Annotated in this window: 18 protein-coding genes; 8 read left to right on the forward strand and 10 right to left on the reverse strand. The window is 56.5% G+C overall.

What is annotated here, in order from left to right; translation table 11 throughout:
- Positions 1-2 precede the first annotated feature (2 nt).
- Positions 3-1,400 carry an alpha,alpha-trehalose-phosphate synthase (UDP-forming) gene (locus tag KCG46_RS09045; RefSeq protein WP_218404910.1) on the forward strand — a complete coding sequence of 466 codons (1,398 nt, stop codon included), beginning with the start codon at positions 3-5 and terminating at the stop codon, positions 1,398-1,400.
- Here KCG46_RS09045 and KCG46_RS09050 read toward each other — a convergent pair.
- Positions 1,397-1,852, reverse strand: a complete 456-nt coding sequence (locus KCG46_RS09050; RefSeq protein WP_218404911.1) for a response regulator — start codon at positions 1,850-1,852, stop codon at positions 1,397-1,399. The two genes, KCG46_RS09045 and KCG46_RS09050, sit on opposite strands and share 4 nt — an antisense overlap.
- A 166-nt stretch (positions 1,853-2,018) precedes the next feature.
- Between KCG46_RS09050 and KCG46_RS09055 the strand changes: the two genes are divergently transcribed.
- Entirely contained in the window at positions 2,019-2,810 is a 792-nt protein-coding gene (locus tag KCG46_RS09055) for a tyrosine-protein phosphatase (protein WP_218404912.1), read from the forward strand.
- Between the two features lie 79 nt (positions 2,811-2,889).
- Entirely contained in the window at positions 2,890-3,864 is a 975-nt protein-coding gene (gene trxB, locus KCG46_RS09060; RefSeq protein WP_218404913.1) for a thioredoxin-disulfide reductase, read from the forward strand.
- A gap of 24 nt (positions 3,865-3,888) precedes the next feature.
- On the opposite strand, the gene KCG46_RS09065 is transcribed toward trxB, so the two are convergent.
- The 3 genes from KCG46_RS09065 to KCG46_RS09075 form a co-directional block, all read right to left on the reverse strand.
- Entirely contained in the window at positions 3,889-4,335 is a 447-nt protein-coding gene (locus tag KCG46_RS09065; RefSeq protein ID WP_218404914.1) for an MAPEG family protein, read from the reverse strand.
- 17 nt (positions 4,336-4,352) lie between these two features.
- Complete coding sequence (locus KCG46_RS09070; protein ID WP_218404915.1) at positions 4,353-4,805, reverse strand: MAPEG family protein; 453 nt, start codon at positions 4,803-4,805, stop codon at positions 4,353-4,355.
- A 74-nt stretch (positions 4,806-4,879) separates the two neighbouring features.
- Positions 4,880-5,815, reverse strand: coding sequence for a threonine ammonia-lyase (locus KCG46_RS09075; RefSeq protein ID WP_255551848.1), 936 nt, complete (start codon positions 5,813-5,815; stop codon positions 4,880-4,882).
- A gap of 77 nt (positions 5,816-5,892) precedes the next feature.
- Between KCG46_RS09075 and KCG46_RS09080 the strand changes: the two genes are divergently transcribed.
- From KCG46_RS09080 to KCG46_RS09090, 3 genes are read left to right on the forward strand one after another with little or no spacing between them, the layout of a single operon-like run.
- Positions 5,893-7,104, forward strand: a complete 1,212-nt coding sequence (locus KCG46_RS09080; RefSeq protein WP_218404917.1) for a saccharopine dehydrogenase family protein — start codon at positions 5,893-5,895, stop codon at positions 7,102-7,104.
- Complete coding sequence (locus tag KCG46_RS09085; RefSeq protein ID WP_218404918.1) at positions 7,104-7,850, forward strand: methyltransferase domain-containing protein; 747 nt, start codon at positions 7,104-7,106, stop codon at positions 7,848-7,850. Before KCG46_RS09080 ends, KCG46_RS09085 begins: the two co-directional genes overlap by 1 nt.
- Positions 7,850-9,043 (forward strand): carboxynorspermidine decarboxylase, encoded by a 1,194-nt coding sequence (locus KCG46_RS09090; RefSeq protein ID WP_218404919.1) that lies wholly within the window; start codon positions 7,850-7,852, stop codon positions 9,041-9,043. The genes KCG46_RS09085 and KCG46_RS09090 overlap by 1 nt, the downstream gene beginning before the upstream one ends.
- Here KCG46_RS09090 and KCG46_RS09095 read toward each other — a convergent pair.
- On the reverse strand, positions 9,040-10,065 hold the full coding sequence (locus KCG46_RS09095; protein WP_218404920.1) for a DUF3137 domain-containing protein: 1,026 nt from the start codon (positions 10,063-10,065) through the stop codon (positions 9,040-9,042). The two genes, KCG46_RS09090 and KCG46_RS09095, sit on opposite strands and share 4 nt — an antisense overlap.
- Positions 10,066-10,150: 85 nt before the next feature.
- On the opposite strand from KCG46_RS09095, the gene KCG46_RS09100 reads away from it, so the two are divergent.
- Together KCG46_RS09100 and KCG46_RS09105 are read left to right on the forward strand one after the other, a co-directional pair.
- On the forward strand, positions 10,151-10,723 hold the full coding sequence (locus KCG46_RS09100) for a LemA family protein (protein WP_218404921.1): 573 nt from the start codon (positions 10,151-10,153) through the stop codon (positions 10,721-10,723).
- 150 nt (positions 10,724-10,873) lie between these two features.
- A complete protein-coding gene (locus KCG46_RS09105; RefSeq protein WP_218404922.1) occupies positions 10,874-12,079 on the forward strand; it encodes a type III PLP-dependent enzyme in 1,206 nt (401 codons plus the stop codon).
- Between the two features lie 75 nt (positions 12,080-12,154).
- Here KCG46_RS09105 and KCG46_RS09110 read toward each other — a convergent pair whose 3' ends face one another.
- The 5 genes from KCG46_RS09110 to murI all read right to left on the reverse strand — a co-directional run bounded on the left by KCG46_RS09110 (position 12,155) and on the right by murI (position 17,048).
- Positions 12,155-13,078 carry an OmpA family protein gene (locus KCG46_RS09110; protein ID WP_218404923.1) on the reverse strand — a complete coding sequence of 308 codons (924 nt, stop codon included), beginning with the start codon at positions 13,076-13,078 and terminating at the stop codon, positions 12,155-12,157.
- Between the two features lie 150 nt (positions 13,079-13,228).
- A complete protein-coding gene (locus KCG46_RS09115; RefSeq protein WP_218404924.1) occupies positions 13,229-13,921 on the reverse strand; it encodes a nitroreductase in 693 nt (230 codons plus the stop codon).
- A gap of 80 nt (positions 13,922-14,001) precedes the next feature.
- Positions 14,002-14,859: a TauD/TfdA dioxygenase family protein gene (locus KCG46_RS09120; RefSeq protein ID WP_218404925.1), complete on the reverse strand. Its 858-nt coding sequence runs from the start codon at positions 14,857-14,859 to the stop codon at positions 14,002-14,004.
- Between the two features lie 29 nt (positions 14,860-14,888).
- Entirely contained in the window at positions 14,889-16,109 is a 1,221-nt protein-coding gene (gene hemA / locus KCG46_RS09125; RefSeq protein ID WP_218404926.1) for a 5-aminolevulinate synthase, read from the reverse strand.
- A gap of 129 nt (positions 16,110-16,238) precedes the next feature.
- Positions 16,239-17,048, reverse strand: coding sequence for a glutamate racemase (murI, locus tag KCG46_RS09130; RefSeq protein WP_369410202.1), 810 nt, complete (start codon positions 17,046-17,048; stop codon positions 16,239-16,241).
- Positions 17,049-17,127: the final 79 nt, after the last annotated feature.

Raw genomic sequence — 17,127 nt, forward strand, 5'->3', positions numbered from 1 at the left:
ATATGAGCCGCCTAGTCGTCATCTCGAACCGCGTCGCCGTGCCGAAAGCCCGCGGCGTCGCAGGAGCACAAGGTGGTCTGGCAGGCGCGCTGAATGCCGCGCTTAAAGACTATGGCGGACTGTGGTTCGGTTGGTCAGGACAGGAAAGCGAAGACCGCACCGGCAATATGAACCTTCAGCGCAGCGATGGCGTCACCACTGCGACCATTGATCTATCCGAGCGGGACATAGACGAATATTACAACGGCTATGCAAACTCCACATTGTGGCCGTTGTTTCACTACCGCATCGACCTTGCCGAATACGAGAATGAAACGGGCAAAGGGTATGAGCGGGTCAATGAACGCTTTGCCGAAAGCGCGATGCCTCTGATTGAGGAAGAGGACCTTGTTTGGGTTCATGATTATCATCTGATCCCGCTGGGCGATCGGCTGCGTGCACGCGGCGCGAAGAACCGGATCGGCTTTTTCAGCCATATCCCGTGGCCGCCAACGCGCCTGCTAACATCGCTGCCGTTTCACGAGCGATTGGTCGAAACGATGCTGGCCTATGACCTTATTGGTTTTCAGACAGAGGAATGGCTTGGCAGCTTTTTCCATTATTGCGAAACCGAGCTAGGCGCTGAGGTCGATAAAGAGACCGGCAGGATCAACCACAAAGGCAACACCACCGTTGCACGCGCCTATCCAATTGGCATCGATTGGGATCATTTCCAAAGTCAGGGCGCGACTGACGAGGCGAAGGCCGCCGAGAAGCGCCTGCTGGAATCGCTTCGCAATCGCACTGGGATGATCGGTGTCGACAGGCTCGACTATTCGAAAGGCCTGCCGGAACGGATTGACGGGATTGGCCGCTTTTTTGACCAGCATCCCGAACGGACCCGAGATCTAATCTTTATCCAGATTGCGCCGCCAAGCCGTGAGGATGTTGAGAGCTATCAGCAAATTCGTGCCGAGCTTGAACAGAAAACCGGCCAGATAAATGGTGCGCGATCCCAGGTCGATATCGTGCCCATCCGCTATGTGAACCAAGGGTACAGCCACGCCGAATTGTACGGATTTTTCCGGGCTTCTAAGATCGGAATGGTAACCCCGCTGCGTGACGGTATGAACCTGGTGGCAAAGGAATACGTTGCGGCTCAGGATCCGGAAGACCCCGGTGTCCTGTTGCTATCTGATTTTGCCGGCGCGGCGTTGCAACTTGCGTGTGATGGCAAGGGTGCTTTGATCGTCAATCCGCACAGTCCAGATGCTCTGTCGCGGGCTATTCAAACCGCGCTCGACATGTCGTTGGACGAGCGCAAGAGCCGGTACGAAGCGATGATCGGCACAGTGCGGGATGACAACGTGCAGAATTGGACCAAGAATTTCTGTGACGATCTTGCGGGTGTCAGTCTTTAGACTGGCCGCCTTTCGAGGCGAATAGTGTTTTCCAGAAACCCGGCATCCCGGGCCACCCGCGTTTTGAGATCAAGGTGCGATCCGCCAAGTTTCATGATCGCTCGTTCGATCCGGCTGGTTAGCATGAGCGGCGTAAACGGTTTACGGACATAATCCTGAGCGCCTGCATAGATAGCGCGGCTTTCATCGATTTCGCCCTGCATTGCGGTGAACATGATCACAGGCAGATCGTAAAACTTGGCCGATCCGCGCAGCTTTCTTAGCAGGCTAACACCTGAAATTCCGGGCATATCCTGATCGAGCAAGAGAAGGTCGGGGCGTCTCTGCTGCATCAGTGCCCATGCATCCTCTCCATTGGTGACCCATCCGCAAGCGTGGCCAGCGTCGATCAAGATGTCGCTCGCCATTTCGGCGACCAGTTCATCGTCGTCTGCAATTAGAATGTGAGCCATAAGCGGGCCTTATCGGGTTGGTGAGTCGAGGTGAAAACCTTTGAGCGAGCCTGTTGCTTACAATTGAACTTACCAAACCAATGCTTCTGGGCGGATAGGGACTGTCCCTTATTAGAAAGCGCGCGAATGGTTGTGCGATGACAGCGCCGCTGCCAAACCCGCGCATATGATTCGACACATTCCAACAGAGCCATTCCTTCCCACCGAAGGCATTCACAACCTGCGCGATTACGGCGGTTACAGCGTCGCAGGCGGAGGGCGTGTCAAAACAGGCCTTTTGCTGCGTTCCGGCCATCACGCCGATGCGAGTCCGGCTGATCTCGAAACGGTTGCGGGCCTTGATTTGCGCTATGTGATCGACCTTCGCGGCGACAGTGAACGCTCACGAAACACCTGCATTCGTCCTGACGGGTTCGATGCGCAGGTGCTATATTTTCAGGGCGAAACTGCTGGACTTGCCCCGCATCTTGAAGCGGCAGAGGGCAGCATCGACGCCGCGAGCGCGCACCACGCCATGGTAGAGCTGTATGGGGCATTGCCGGACCGCGAGGGGCTCAATTCTGTGCTACGCGATTATTTCAAGGCGCTTGCAAGAGGCGAGGGCGCGAGCCTTGTCCACTGCGCCGCTGGCAAAGACCGCACTGGCATCGCCGTTGATTTGCTCCATCATATCCTTGGCGTGCATCCCGATGATGCAATGCACGATTATCTGTTGACCAACCATTCGCCGCGCAATGATGAACGCATCGCTCACGGCATGAATATGCTGGGCAGCAAATACGGCACGAAAGACGAGGCGACGGCGCGCATGTTGATGGGTGTGGACGCGGAATTTCTCGAAGCGGCGCGCCATTCGGTCAAAAGTCGGTTTGGTAGTGTCGAGACGTATTTGGAGCAAGCGCTGAGCGTGGACGCGGATATGCGCGCCACGATCAAAGCCGAGCTTGTGGATGCCTAAGACTTTCCACTCCGCCACGAATTGAAGCGCGCCGTCTGAACGCCTAAGTCAAGCGCAGCAGTTACTAGGAATACGAGATATGGCTACCCATCGCACAAAGATGCTCATCATTGGCTCCGGTCCGGCTGGATACAGCGCCGCCATCTACGCCGCGCGCGCCATGCTGGAGCCGATCGTTGTGCAGGGTCTGCAGCCCGGCGGTCAGCTGACCATCACCACTGACGTCGAAAACTATCCCGGCTACCGCGAAGTGGTGCAGGGGCCGTGGCTGATGGAAGAGATGAAGGCGCAGGCGGAGCATGTCGGCACACGCATGATGTGGGACACGATTGTCTCGGTCGACCTCGAAAGCGGCCCTCCATACACTGCGATTGGCGACAGCGGTGACGAGTATATCGGTGACACACTGGTGATCTGCACCGGCGCGCAGGCCAAATGGCTCGGCGCGCCGGGCGAACAGGAACTGGGCGGCAAGGGCGTATCGGCCTGCGCGACCTGTGATGGTTTCTTCTATCGCGGCAAGAAAGTGGCCGTGATTGGCGGAGGCAATACCGCCGTTGAAGAGGCGCTTTACCTAACCAACCATTCCGACGATGTGACCCTGATCCACCGCCGCGATGAACTGCGTGCAGAAAAGATTCTGCAAGACCGTGTCTTCAAGAGCCCGAAGATCACAACGCTATGGAACAAGCAGGTTAAGAGCTTTGAGGCGGGAGAGAGCGGCGCGCTGGATCACCTAGTGCTCGAAGACACGCAGACAGGCGAGACATCGACGCTGCAAGTAGACGGCGCATTTGTGGCCATCGGCCATGCGCCCGCGACCGAGTTGTTCAAGGGCAAGCTGGCGATGGATGATAGCGGGTATCTGGACGTTGAGCCGGGCACACCGAAGACCGCTATTCCGGGCGTATTCGCGGCGGGCGATGTTACCGATCATGTCTACCGTCAGGCGGTCACAGCAGCCGGTATGGGCTGTATGGCTGCGCTCGACGGGGAACGTTTCCTTGCGGCGCGTGAAGATGCCGAGGAACCAGTTACCGAAGCGGCGGAGTGATCCTCCGCCGCTTTCGGCACCCGATCAAATATGAATGTCGAACACCACGATGCTCGCGTGGAAAATCAGTGCGATCAGCACGAGGCTCGACAATGCGAACAGCACAAACCGGACGATGACTTTGTTCGCGGTGACTTGAACTAGGCTGTGTGTGATGCGCAGACCGGTGTAAATCCACGCCAGAAATGCGTTCATACCGCCGCCTTGGTCGAGCAAGGCAAGCGCCATCACCACTGCATAAAAAACCGTCGGTTGTTCGTGCAGGTGATTGTAATTGTCGGCTTTCCAGCTGACTTTTTCTGGCAGCTTCGCGCGCAAACTGGCCCCGGTGGAGCCGACCAGTTTTGCAGGGTCTTCGATGTCTGGCGACTTGTTCATCGCCGGAATACGGGTCGCATACATCCAAGCCCACATGATCATCGTCCAGATCATCAGCGCAACTGCGGGTTGCAGAATATCAAGTCCGTTCATGGGAGAATTCCGTTCGTTTATTGAGGCAGCGCGGATGGGTCCGCAAAAACAGTGATCATCAGCAAGCGGATGGCAAGCGCGATCAATGCAATTGTGCTGAGCAGGAACAAGACAAACCGAGGCCCAACCTTGTTCACCAGAATTTGCCAAAGTGAATGGACAATACGCAGGCCGACATACGCCCATGCAAGCATCACATCGGTGCCTGTCGGGCCAAGCACCGTGATCATCAGCACCACGGCATAGAACAGCGTCGGTTGTTCGTGCAGATGTGTGTGGTTGTGTGCTGGCCAATTGGCTTTGTCCGGCAGAACGCCTTCGAGGTCTTGCCCACGCGATCCCTCTTTGCCTTTCAGGCTAGAAGTGTCGGCCTTTGAAATCGATCCAAACCGCGGCGGAATGATCCAGAACAATACGATGATGGTCCAAACCACCAAAACGGCGGCTGGCGCGAGCATTTGAGCTTGCATTGAGGCGATCCCCTATTCTCTCTTTGTCGGCTGACCTCCTGCGAAAGCGCAAGCCGATTGTCAAATGCAACCGATTAATCGCCCGCGATTGTATCCGCAAAGCGCTTCGGATCGGCATTCCCTCCGGTGATCATGATCACTGTGTCCTCGTCAACCGGCACCTTCCCCGCCAGTGCCGCGGCGAGGGCAGCCGCACCGCCCGGTTCCACCACCATGCGCAGGTTCGCAAACGCCCATCGCTGGGCGGTCCGCACGTCTTTGTCTGTCACGGTAACGCCCGGTTCGGCGCGGCCCATTAGCATATCAAGGTTGAGCTGTTTGGTAACGTCAGGCTGCAATGCATCGCAGATCGTCTTGGGCGGTGTCTCGGATACGCGCACCAACTCGCCCGCTCTCATCGCTTGCCCGACCATGTCCCAACCTTCCGGTTCGACCACATGGATCGCGGCATCGGGGCAGGCGAGGCCAAGGCCAACGGCCAATCCGCCACCGCCGCAGCAGACAACAAAACGGCTAGGCTTGCGGCCAAGCTGCTCTGCGGCTTCGAGGCCGGCTGTGCCTTGCCCCTCCATAACCCAAGGATCACCGAATGCGTGCACCAGCGTGCCGCCACGCTCTTCGATCAGCTTGGCTGCAACAGCATCGCGGTCTTCGCCGGGGCGCTCGTAAAGCACGACTTCGGCGCCCAAAGCGCGCGTGTTGGCGAGCTTAACCTCGGGCGCGTCACGCGGCATTACGATGGTCGCTTTCATGCCCAATCGTTTTGCCGCCCACGCCACGCCCTGAGCATGGTTGCCGCTGGACACGGCCACGGCGTGATCGCTTTCCAGGTTGTTGAGCCGCCACCATGCGCCTCTGATCTTGAATGCGCCGATCGGTTGCAGGTTCTCGCATTTCACATGCGCGCGAACACCGTTGATCTCGACCGGCAAGAGCGGGGTTGGCGCAAGCGGGATCGATTGGATGCTCTTAAGCGCCTGTGCGACGCCATCAGCGGTGGGTTTTCTCATATTGTCTTGGATCATTTGTGGGCCTTAGCGCATTGGACTAGGGAGCGCGCAAGAATCGAATTTGAAAGGTTACGGATATGTCGACAGTTCTGGTGATCGGTGCAGGCGGGGTTAGCTCGGTCTGCGTCCACAAAATGGCGATGAACAGCGGGATTTTCCCCGAAATCCATCTCGCCAGCCGGACCAAGTCCAAATGCGATGCGATTGCCGAAAGCGTGAAGACGCGCACTGGTCAATCGGTTGCGACTTACGAGATCGACGCGGAAGAAGTTCCGGCGATGGTCAATTTGATCAAGAAAGTCGGCGCGAACCTCGTCGTGAACCTGGCGCTGCCCTATCAGGATTTACCAATTATGGATGCGTGTCTGGAGGCAGGCGCGCATTACCTCGACACGGCCAATTATGAGCCCAAGGACGAGGCGAAGTTCGAGTATCACTGGCAATGGGCCTATCACGACCGTTTCAAGGAAGCGGGCCTGATGGCGTTGCTGGGCAGCGGGTTTGATCCCGGCGTCACATCTGTGTTCACAATGTGGCTCAAGAAGCACAAGCTGAAGACGATCCGCACACTCGATATTCTCGACTGCAATGGCGGCGATCACGGACAGGCATTCGCGACCAATTTTAATCCCGAAATCAACATTCGCGAAGTGACTGCGCCCGCGCGGCACTGGGAGAATGGCGCGTGGGTCGAAACGCCCGCTATGCAGGTGTCAACGCCATTTGATTTTGAAAAGGTGGGCACGCGCCAAGCCTATCTTATGTATCACGAAGAGCTGGAAAGCCTGTCGAAATTCAATCCAGAAATGGAGCGTGCGCGTTTCTGGATGACGTTCGGCGATGAGTATATCAAGCACCTCACCGTGCTTCAGAATGTCGGCATGACTGGGATCGATCCGATCACGTATCAGGGCAAGAAAATCATTCCGCTGCAGTTCCTCGCCGCAGTGTTGCCCAAACCAGAAAGCCTTGGCGAGACGACCAAAGGCAACACCAATATCGGCTGCATCGCCACCGGTGAGGCACTGGACGGCTCAGGTGAAAAGACATTCTACATCAACAACATTTGCAGCCACGAGGCCGCTTATGAGGAGACCGGCAATCAGGCCGTAAGCTACACCACTGGCGTTCCGGCAATGATCGGTAGCGCGATGATGGTGACCGGCGAATGGTCGGGTGAGGGCGTGTTCAACATGGAAGAAATGGACCCTGATCCGTTTATGGAGATGCTGAACGCACACGGATTGCCGTGGCAAGTCGCCGAGCTTGATGGGCCGGTGGATTTTTAGTGGCAATCGGCGGCGAATTCACCTCACAACTCATCGCCAAAGCGGGGATTTCTTCGGGTGATTGCGTGCTTGATTATGGGTGCGGGAATGGCGATGTCTGCCTCCTTCTCGCCCAAACCGTTGGTCCGCAAGGGCGGGTTCTTGGTATCGATCAAAACCCTGAATCGCTTGAAATGGCACGGGAGAGAGCTGAGACAGCGGGACTTGCTAACATAGAATTTCGTCAGATCGATTTGGGCGACGTTCCGAATGATCTTGGCGAGTTCGACGCAATGATCGGTCGCCGAATACTTCTGTATCTGACAGAACCTGTCCAAGTCGTTAGGTCTCTGATGAAACATTTGAAGGTGGATGGGGTCTTCGCTTCACACGAGCATGATACTGCTTTCGACCATCCTGCAAACGGAGCGATGCCTGCTCACCGGCGTGCAAAAGCTCTGGTGATAGAAATGCTCGCAGCTGAAAACGCACGCGACAATTTGGGCCCCGAGCTTCCTCACCTCCTAACGGCTGCAGGTTTGAAGGTTAGCGGAGCAATTGCATCAGCGATCTTGCAAACACCAAATAGTCCGTATCCGATTGGGGCAATGCTGATGGCTTCGAAGGCGCGTTTGGCCGCGGCCAAAGGAGTTTCTGAGGATGATCTCAATTTGGATGAATTGATTGCATCGCTGGAACAAGAGCAATCGGCGGAAGCCTTTTACTGGGCTGACACAATGTATGGCGCGTGGGGTACGAAGCGATAATGCAAACTAAAGCCGGTGATCCGGGCGCGTTCGCCCAATTTGACCTGTCGCGCGTCGAGAGTCCCGCATTCGTCGTCGATGCGGCAAAAATCCGTGAGAACTGCCAAATCCTTGCGGGCATCCGCGATGAAGCGGCGAGCGATGGCGGGTCGATCAAAGTGTTTGCCGCGCTCAAGGCGTTCTCTATGTGGTCGACCGCGCATATCCTTGGCGAATATCTAGATGGGGTTTCGACCAGCGGCCTTTGGGAAGCGCGGCTGGCTTCGGAATTTTATGATGGCGAGATTGCGACTTATTCTGCGGCGTTCAAGCCGGAGGAGTTGGAAGAGATTTGCCGCCTGTCCGAGCATGTGATTTTCAATTCGCCCGCTCAGATGAAGCGCGCCGCGCTGATCCTCGATCATGCGGCCACCACCGGCGGCGATGTTTCTGTTGGCCTGCGCATCAACCCTATGGTCGCGACTGGCGAAGTGCCGAAATATGATCCATCCGCGCCTGGTTCGCGGCTTGGCTTTCCACTCGATCAACTGACCGAGGAAGCCATGGAGGGCGTGGAGGGCATCCACTTCCACAATTTGTGCGAGCAAACATTTGAGCCGCTGCGCCAGACATGGGACCGCGTGTTTGATGCAATCGAGCCGTGGTTTGGCCAGCTTAAGTGGATCAATATGGGCGGCGGGCACCACATCACCCGCGCTGATTATGAGCGCGACGCGCTGACCGAATTCCTGCGCGATGCCGCCGCCGATACGGGCGCGGAGATCATTATCGAGCCGGGTGAAGCGATTGCTCTGGATGCGGGCATTCTGGTCGGCACGCTGCTTGATACCGGCTTTAACGAAGTGCCCATCGGCATCAGCGATATTTCTGCCACATGCCACATGCCCGATGTGCTGGAGGCGCCCTATCGACCCGCAATGCTGGGCGAGCTGACGGATGAAGACAGCATCCCCATCCGCTTGGGCGGGCCGTCATGCCTCGCCGGGGATGTGATCGGCGATTATCGCCTGCCCGTTCCCGCAGAGGCTGGGGCGCGGTTCGCATTCCTCGATCAGGCGCATTATTCGATGGTGAAAACCAACACGTTCAACGGCGTGCAACTGCCAAGCATTTGGCTGTGGGACAGCGAAACCGATGCGCTCGAATGCGTGAAACGGTTCGAATACGAGGATTTCAGGAACCGCTTGAGTTAACGGCGAATACTGCGCCTGCGCCTGCCAAACCCACCTTCGGGGTTTAGATCTGCAGATGTATCCATTTTGCCGATCACTCGTCCACGCTCGTTCTGGTTGATAGCTAGAGCAAGCCCTGCAAGCGCCGTGAACTGTTCGGCTGCTTCTGCCACGCGGGCTTCATCTTCAGCGGAATTCAACGAGCCGCTTTCGAACAGATTGTTGCTCTCGATTGCGATCACGAAAGAACCGCGTGCGAAGAGTGCGCGGACCGCCTCGCCCTGAAAGGCTTTTTCGACGGCTAGCAGATGCTCAACATACGAAGGGTGAACCAGCACGCGCGCCTCGACCTGATCATCGCTCCAGATTTCGAACACGTCTTCAAAATCGGGATGCACCTGATCGACATAGTCGAGCTGATGGCCGCCGAATGTCACGTTGTCTTTGCGCCCGCCAAGGCCAAACCACTTTTTGTGCTTGCCAGCGCGTTGCAACAGGGTGGTCGAGTGGAACGGCCGTCCAAACTCCATCGCGATGATTGCACCGCGAAATACAGTGACCCAGCGCCGGTTTTTTCCAGAGCCGCGCCGCTCTTCCAAATGCGCTTCGTACAGTTCAAAACCGTGCCCCTCAATGTCGCCGAACCAGCGATCTTCAAAGCCAGACCGGTCATAGCTGGGAACCAAGCCATAGTTCCGGCATGCTTCAAACTCGCCGCCCGGTTCGACTTCGTGAGCGTATTCAACGCCAAGTGAGCGTGCGATTGCGGAGTTGATGCCAATCTTGATCGTCTTTTTTGCGGCGTTGATCGGCATGTAGCCCCATGCGCCGACTCCCATTGCGCCGCCTGCAGAGAGGAAGAATTTGATCTGACCTGAAAAATCGGGGCCGAACCACATAAAGGCGAGCAGCGGAAGCAATACCACTGATCCCCACGTCCAACGCGAATGGGCGCTTTCTTTAGCGTCGGCGCGCATCGCAGATTGCTGCTGAAGCCAGTCTCCCAGTTCCCCACCCATCAATCCTTGAATGTCCGCGCGCATGTTTTCCTCGAAATCCTTGCTAAAGTTGCGGTCTTTTAACCAATAGGGGTTAGTATATAGTTGCCCGTATGAGGAGGGGTGCACAATGTTTGATATTATTGGCCTGTTCTGGACATCCGCGATCCTAGTGATCGTAGTCGGATTGGTCCTGCTAGTGATTGGTATTTACAACAGGTTGGTCGGGCTTCGTCAGAATGTACGTCAAGGTGTAGCCGATATCGATGCGCAACTGCGCCTGCGGCATGACCTCATCCCCAATCTGGTCGAAACGGTGAAGGGTTATGCAACGCATGAGTCTTCCACGCTCGAAAACGTGATTCAGGCGCGCAACGCCGCCGCCAAAGGTAACCCGTCGTCATCTGATGAAAAGGGCCTGAAAATCGCGCTGGATAACCTGCTCGCGCTGGGTGAGGATTATCCTGACCTCAAAGCGAACACGAACTTTCAGGAGCTTCAGACTGAGCTCGCTGATGTCGAGGACAAGCTGGCCGCATCGCGCCGTGCGCTGAACGCGGCTGTCGCGCGCTTCAACACCGCTCGTGAAGCATTTCCTGCGATCCTGTTTGCCGGTACACTCGGTTTTGAAGAAGCCGACTTCAACCGTCTGGATGACAGCGAAAAAGGCACAGTGGACCAGCGTCCTGCAGTTTCGTTCTAATTTATGGAACTTTTGACCGTTGAATGATTTCTAGTTGCGAGAGCGCGCATAGGGTATATATGCGCGCTTCCGCTGCCCCAAGGGACTAAACCGCAAGGCAGCCTCAAAACCGTTTGGTTAAACAGCTGAACCTTCTGGGGGTCCCTTGAATTGCACACTTATCCTGACGCCAAGACCGTAGCCCGGGCCATCCAGCCAGACGAGCCGGTTATCCTAAATCGTCCGCACGCTGCCAAACGCGCTGCTGAATTCTTTGTTGGGAAGTTTCCCGGCAAGGTGATGTATGCGGTAAAGGCCAATCCTGCGCCCGATTTGATCGAGGTCCTGTGGGATGCAGGCGTCACGCATTATGACGTCGCCTCGATTGCGGAAGTGCGTCTGGTGCGCGAAGTCCTGCCCGATGCGGTATTGTGCTTCATGCACCCTATCAAAACGCCCAGCGCCATCAGGGAATCCTATTTCAAGCACGGTGTAAACACGTTCAGCCTCGACAGTATCGAAGAGCTGGAAAAGATCATCGATGCTTGCCGTGACCCAGAGACCGGTGAGCCAGCGCAGGATTTGCGCCTCTGCGTGCGCCTTCGCGTCTCGTCGGAATATTCCGAGCTGTCGCTTGCCAGCAAGTTTGGCTGTGACCTGACGGAAGCACCTGAGCTGCTGCAGCAGGCTCGGCAGCATTGCGACTGGCTTGGCGTGTGCTTCCATGTTGGTAGCCAGGCGATGACGCCGTTTGCGTTTGTGCAAGCGCTTGACCGCACTCGCGCCGCAATTGCCGAAGCTTCCGTTGTGATCGACATGATCGACGTGGGCGGGGGCTTCCCAAGCATCTATCCGGACATGGAGCCGCCGCCGCTCGAAGATTACTTTTCGCTTATTCAGCAGCACTTTTATGCACTACCGATCGCTTACAACGCAGAGCTGTGGTGTGAGCCGGGCAGGGCGCTGTGTGCCGAATACAGTTCTATGATCGTGAAGGTTGAAAAGCGTCGCGGGTCAGAACTTTACATCAATGACGGTGCATATGGCGCCTTGTATGACGCTGCGCATGTCGGCTGGCGTTTCCCTGTAAATGCGCTTGAAGATGATCTGCGCGATGGGCTGGAGGATTTCGCGTTCTACGGCCCAACCTGCGACGATGCGGACTATATGGCGGGACCATTCGCGCTTCCCGCTGATATTCAGGCAGGCGACTATATCGAGATTGGCATGCTCGGCGCATACGGCGCTGCGATGAAGACCGGTTTCAACGGTTTTGGCGATGCGGAGTGTGTGGTCGTAACCGACGAGCCGATGATGAGTCTGTTCAATGGCACTCGCGTGCGGGAAGCCAGCGATAATGTGGTGAGTTTGCGTTAATCGCCACGCTTCCCAAAGTAAAAGGGCGGCCCCGAAGAGCCGCCCTTTCCATAATCTGCGATCATTTCGACCGGATCAATTCAATCCTTCAGCACTCTTGCTGACGAGGATGTTCACCGCGACGCGGCGGTTTTGTGCTTTGCCGTAAGCAGTGTCGTTGTCCGCTGCAGGGTCCGATGCGGCCATGCCGGTTGGTGTGAGCATCCGGTAAGGTTTCCAGCTGCATTCCTGCTGAAGGAAGTTGACGACACGGCCAGCGCGCTTCTCACTGAGTTCCTGATTGATCTCATAGCTACCGGTTGAATCGGTGTAGCCTACGACCAGCAGAAGCGCGTTGCTCATGCCTTCTGCTTGTGATGCGGCCTGACAAAGCTCTGAGCGGGATTCAGCCGACAGGTTGTATTTACCAGAGTCAAAATACACGTTGGTGGTGCCTTTGACGTTGTACTGATCGATATCGCCAAAACGGCCACGAAGAGCTTCGGTTGCAACAGTGTTCTCGGTGATCCGAGCGCCTTGTTGCTCAAAACGCTGATTGGTGCCGCTGCGGATCATCGCGGCGGTTTTGAGATCCTTGTTCTTCAGACCGACTTCGGTCGCGACCAAGCGGTTAGCCCATTCAACGGTTTCCACGCTGACCGGCAGACCATTTAGCAAAGCGTCTTCTGTCAAAGCAGTCCGGCCAAGGCCAAGGAAGCCGCCTTTTGCTTTGATCACAGTGCCGCTGCCGATTGTGACAACGGTGCTTGTGCCGTCGGCTGATGTAACTTGCAGTCGATCGCCGTCTCTTGCCGAGATCAAGCCTTCGATCTCTGGACCTTCGGTAAGTCCCGACAGGTCCGCAGGCGGTGAACCGGTGACAGTTGTCAGCACGTCACCTTGTGTTTGCGCCGAAACCCGAACCGGGCCTTGGTCTTGCGCCGTCAAAGCGGCAGGTGCCGCCATCGAAACCACAGCCGCAGCAGCCAAACCACGCGACCTGAGTGAAAACTTTTTCATTGTGTACTCCTTCAAACTCGCCCCGCTATCGCCACTGACACTTTCAATTACGTGAATTTACAAGTGCGAACCGACTTTCGAGGGGCGATTTGGGTGTTAGTTGCGGCGAACCGTTGATAATCGGCCTGCGCGCATCACCCCGACGAAGCGTCAATCGAAGCCGACGAACCGCATCGCGTCCTTAAGCTCCTTGCGCGGTGTGTAGACCGCGTTGGCCGGAAAATCAGGGTCGGGCCAACCCATCGCGACGGCTTTCATGATCACCTGATCGTCTGGAATTCCTGCATGTTTACGGACGACAGGGCTTTGCATGATGCCTTGTGAGTTGATCACACAGCCGAGCCCGCGAGACCAAGCAGCGTTGACCAATGCTGTCGTCGCCGCGCCGCAATCAAACGCAGTGTCGTCGCTGGTGCCAAGCTCACGATCATAAGTGACGATCACGCAAACAGGGGCATCGAACTGGCGGAAACCGCGCAGAACCCAGTCTTGCCGCGAATCTTTGTCTTCGCGTTCAATGCCCATCTCGGCAAAAAGCTGTTTGGCAACTTCGATCTGACGTTCGCGGTGGACGCCTGCAAACGGTTCGCCCATGCGAAATTCGCGGCTGTCCGGTTCACCCGCCAAAATGCGTTCGGTGTTGCCTTTGCGGATTTTGTCGAGCGGTTCGCCGGTTATGATGTGGAAATGCCACGGCTGGGTATTCATCGAAGTGGGCGACCGCATAGCAAGACCTACTACTTCTTCGATCAGCTGCCGCGGGACTGGCTTGTCGAGGTAGCCACGGATCGACTTTCGACCTTGCACAACCTCTGAAAAAGTCTGGTTCTCGTTACCGCCCACTATGCTCTCCTGATTCTGTTTCGATGGAGAGCTAGCCTACGGCGGGCGTTGCGCAAAATCCCTTACGGCATCCGATTGGCTCAAGCGTCAAAATAGGGCTTGTCCCCCGCGATGGTGACGCGCTCCATCACTCGGCGCGCGGGAAAGTAATCGGACACAGCAAGGTGCTGGCACGTACGGTTGTCCCAAAAGGCGATTGATCCTGCCTGCCAGCGGAACCGGCATTGAATTTCGGTATCCGCTGCCGTCTTGTATAGATGCGCGAGTAGCGATTTGCTTTCGTCCTTTGAAAGCCCCTCGATATGGCTGGTGAAGGCGGTGTTGACGTAGATCACACGCTCACCGGTCTCCGGATGCGTGCGGATCACTGGATGACGCATCAACGGGTATTTCTCTTGCAGCTCTTCTGGTGTTTTACCGAGCCGTTTGGCGAAGACGCGGCTTATATCATGCACCGCTGTCAGCCCTTCGCAAAAACGCATCATCTGTTCGGACAGTCGCTCATAGGCGAGGTGCATATTGGCAAAGCATGTGTCGCCTCCGCAGTCTGGCACTTCGCGGGCGAGTAGGATCGAACCTAGCGATGGCTCTTCGCGCCAAGTGACGTCGGAATGCCAATAGTTTTCCTTACCGCGGCTTTTCGGGCCGTGCGAAATCCGCAGAACCTCTGGGTTTGGCTGATCCTTTGGCGTCGCCGGATGGACCTCCAACTCGCCGAAATGCCGCGCAAAGGCGATATGTTGTTCTTGCGTCAGATCCTGATTGCGGAAAAAGACTACACCATGCTTGAGCAGCGCCGCGCGGATTTGCGGTACCGCGTCACCAATATCCGCAGCGCCAATATCAACGCCAAGGATTTCGGCACCGATTGCTGGCGTTATCGGACGAATATCCAGCGAGCCCGTGTTCAGCGCTGCGCGGTCAAATGTGGTTGCCATTGCTCTCTCCCGGCTGGGAGTGTGCGCGATTAGGCAGCTTTCGCCAAGTCCATTTCGAGCCGGTCCCAGATTTCGACCAATGCGTCTGTCAACTCGTCCATCATCGCTTCGCTGTGATGCGGGCCGGGGGTGAAGCGCAGACGTTCTGTGCCGCGGGGCACTGTAGGGAAATTGATCGGTTGAACGTAGACTCCGTATTCAGCGAGCAGAATGTCACTGATTTTCTTTGCGCGGACCGGATCGCCGACCATCAGCGGAACAATATGAGTGACGCTGTCCATGACAGGCAGACCGGCTTCGGCGAATTTCAGCTTGAGCATAGCGGCGGCTTGCTGCTGAGCATTTCGCTCTACGCTCGAGGATTTGAGGTGTTTGACCGATGCGAGCACGCCAGCGACCAGAACTGGCGAAAGCGATGTGGTGAAGATGAAACCGGGCGCATAGGAGCGGATGCAGTCGATGACGCGGGTATCGGCGGCGATATAACCGCCCATCACGCCGAATGCTTTGCCCAGAGTGCCTTCGATAATGTCGATCCGGTGCGCGGCGTTGTCGCGCTGCGAGATGCCGCCGCCATTCTCGCCATACATGCCAACGGCGTGGACTTCGTCGATATAGGTTAGCGCGTTGTATTTTTCCGCGAGGTCGCAAATCGCGTGGATCGGGGCGACATCGCCGTCCATCGAATAGACGCTTTCAAAAGCGATAACTTTGGGCGCGTCCGCGTCTTCTGCGGCCAGCATTTGTTCGAGATGCGCCATATCGTTGTGGCGAAAAACGCGCTTTTCACAGCCGGAATTGCGGATGCCCGCGATCATACTAGCGTGATTGAGCGCGTCGGAGAAAATCACGCATCCAGGTAGCAGCTTGCCGAGCGTGGATAGCGTCGCGTCGTTTGAGACATAGCCGCTGGTAAAGGTCAGCGCGCTGTCTTTGCCGTGCAATTCGGCTAGCTCTTTCTCGAGCTCGACATGAAGGTGCGTGTTGCCTCCGATATTGCGCGTGCCGCCGGAGCCTGCACCAACATCGTGCAACGCCTCTTCCATCGCGCCAATCACTTTTTCGTGCTGGCCCATGCACAGGTAATCGTTGGAGCACCAAACCGTGATCGGTTTTGGTCCGTTATGCCCGTGAAAACAGCGTGCATTCGGGTACGCGCCTTTGTTACGCATGATGTCGATAAAGACTCGGTAACGGCCCTCTTCGTGAAGGCGGTCAATCGCGGTGTCGAATATCTGATCGTAGTTCAAGTGACGAACTCATGCTTAGAATTGGCGTATCGCAGCGCGGATTATAGCCCCAACTGCGCCCTATTGTTGGCGATTATCTAGGAAAGAGTAATCGGTTTTGCCACTGCGATCTTTGCGAGCCGTTCGCAGCTAAAAATTCTGAATGTCTTCAATGCCATACCGGGTGAGTGCGCTGGCAAGCGGAGTGAAAGCGTCAAGCGGTCCGGTGGTCACTGCGAAATCAGGCTGCGAGCGTTCAAATTTCTGACCTTGCGTAAGCGAGACTATCCGCCGCGCGATCCCCTCGGCTCCATCGATCAATTGGACGTTTTTACCGAAAGCGATTGCGAGCTCATCGCGCAGCAGCGGGAAATGGGTGCAGGCCAGCACGACCGTGTCCATCTCACTCGCGCCGGGTTTTGCGAGAAGGCCGGCAACAGCTGCGTCGATATCGGATTGGTTGACGGGTTTTCCGCGCAGCTTCGCCTCGGTCGGGTCAACTAATCCGGGGGCGGCGTGGCGAAGCATGGTCTTGCCAGCGGCGAACTCGCATTCGAGATTGTCGACATAGGCCTGCCGAATGGTGGCCTCAGTGCCGAGAAGACCGATTGTTCCGGTCTTGGTAAGCGCCGCCGCTGGCTTAATCGCTGGCACTGTGCCGACGACAGGAATTTCGAGGACATCGCGCACCATGCCCAATGCAATCGTGCTGGCGGTGTTGCAAGCAATGCAGATCAGCCGTGGCCGGTACCGTTCAGCCATGCGCCCGAGCAATCCGCATACCCGTGCAGCGACTTCCGCTTCGCTTTTCGTACCATAAGGCAGGCCCGCCTGATCGGCAGCGAAGATTACCGGTGCATCTGGCATCACTGTGCGAAGCTCACCCAGCACGGTGAGCCCACCAACGCCGGTGTCGAGGATCAGAATTGGAGAGGATGGATCGGTAATGGCTCTAATTATCCAGTGTGATCTTGCCGTTGCAAGGTCTATTACTTAGGCACAGGCAAAAGTGAACCGACAATAAGAAACCAGGCAACTA

It is taken from the genome of Erythrobacter crassostreae (assembly GCF_019204045.1).
GTDB classification, from domain to species: domain Bacteria; phylum Pseudomonadota; class Alphaproteobacteria; order Sphingomonadales; family Sphingomonadaceae; genus Erythrobacter; species Erythrobacter crassostreae.

Excerpts from the sequence above, each read along its gene's own strand:
- trxB (WP_218404913.1), top strand. The coding sequence starts at position 2,890 with ATGGCTACCCATCGCACAAAGATGCTCATCATTGGCTCCGGTCCGGCT.
- KCG46_RS09095 (WP_218404920.1), bottom strand. The coding sequence starts at position 10,065 with ATGCGCGCGGACATTCAAGGATTGATGGGTGGGGAACTGGGAGACTGG.
- KCG46_RS09120 (WP_218404925.1), bottom strand. The coding sequence starts at position 14,859 with ATGGCAACCACATTTGACCGCGCAGCGCTGAACACGGGCTCGCTGGAT.
- KCG46_RS09090 (WP_218404919.1), top strand. The coding sequence starts at position 7,850 with ATGCAAACTAAAGCCGGTGATCCGGGCGCGTTCGCCCAATTTGACCTG.
- KCG46_RS09075 (WP_255551848.1), bottom strand. The coding sequence starts at position 5,815 with ATGAGAAAACCCACCGCTGATGGCGTCGCACAGGCGCTTAAGAGCATC.
- KCG46_RS09070 (WP_218404915.1), bottom strand. The coding sequence starts at position 4,805 with ATGCAAGCTCAAATGCTCGCGCCAGCCGCCGTTTTGGTGGTTTGGACC.
- KCG46_RS09080 (WP_218404917.1), top strand. The coding sequence starts at position 5,893 with ATGTCGACAGTTCTGGTGATCGGTGCAGGCGGGGTTAGCTCGGTCTGC.
- KCG46_RS09100 (WP_218404921.1), top strand. The coding sequence starts at position 10,151 with ATGTTTGATATTATTGGCCTGTTCTGGACATCCGCGATCCTAGTGATC.
- KCG46_RS09055 (WP_218404912.1), top strand. The coding sequence starts at position 2,019 with ATGATTCGACACATTCCAACAGAGCCATTCCTTCCCACCGAAGGCATT.
- KCG46_RS09050 (WP_218404911.1), bottom strand. The coding sequence starts at position 1,852 with ATGGCTCACATTCTAATTGCAGACGACGATGAACTGGTCGCCGAAATG.
- KCG46_RS09045 (WP_218404910.1), top strand. The coding sequence starts at position 3 with ATGAGCCGCCTAGTCGTCATCTCGAACCGCGTCGCCGTGCCGAAAGCC.
- KCG46_RS09065 (WP_218404914.1), bottom strand. The coding sequence starts at position 4,335 with ATGAACGGACTTGATATTCTGCAACCCGCAGTTGCGCTGATGATCTGG.
- KCG46_RS09110 (WP_218404923.1), bottom strand. The coding sequence starts at position 13,078 with ATGAAAAAGTTTTCACTCAGGTCGCGTGGTTTGGCTGCTGCGGCTGTG.